Source organism: Streptomyces herbicida, assembly GCF_032656585.1.
Taxonomy (GTDB): domain Bacteria; phylum Actinomycetota; class Actinomycetes; order Streptomycetales; family Streptomycetaceae; genus Streptomyces; species Streptomyces herbicida.
This window is the reverse complement of sequence record NZ_JAUYWJ010000098.1, coordinates 1-662: the sequence shown is the minus strand read 5'-3', so window position 1 is coordinate 662 and position 662 is coordinate 1. Positions and strand designations below refer to the sequence as shown.

At 67.2% G+C, this 662-nt stretch carries 1 protein-coding gene; it reads left to right on the top strand.

Annotated elements, in window-relative coordinates; translation table 11 throughout:
• Positions 1-662, top strand: a 662-nt coding sequence (locus Q8A52_RS48890; protein WP_332845909.1) for an alpha-amylase family glycosyl hydrolase, incomplete at both ends; no start/stop codon positions are given.

Sequence of the window (662 nt, the reverse complement as noted above, 5' to 3'; positions counted from 1 at the left end):
GAGGCGAATCAGTGGCCGGAGGACGTGGTCGACTACTTCGGCGACTTCCCAAGCGGCGGCGACGAGTGCCACATGGCCTTCCACTTCCCGGTCATGCCCCGCATCTTCATGGCCGTGCGCCGCGAGTCCCGCTACCCCGTCTCCGAGATCCTCGCCAAGACCCCCGCCATCCCCTCCAGCTGCCAGTGGGGCATCTTCCTGCGCAACCACGACGAACTCACCCTGGAGATGGTCACCGACGAGGAACGCGACTACATGTGGGCCGAATACGCCAAGGACCCACGGATGCGCGCCAACATCGGCATCCGCCGCCGCCTCGCCCCCCTCCTCGACAACGACCGCAACCAGATCGAGCTCTTCACCGCCCTGCTGCTGTCCCTGCCCGGCTCCCCGATCCTCTACTACGGCGACGAGATCGGCATGGGCGACAACATCTGGCTCGGCGACCGCGACGCCGTGCGCACCCCCATGCAGTGGACCCCGGACCGCAACGCCGGCTTCTCCTCCAGCGACCCCGGCCGCCTCTACCTCCCCACGATCATGGACCCGGTCTACGGCTACCAGGTCACCAACGTCGAGGCCTCCATGTCCTCCCCGTCCAGCCTCCTGCACTGGACCCGCCGCATGATCGAGATCCGCAAGCAGAACCCCGCCTTCGGACT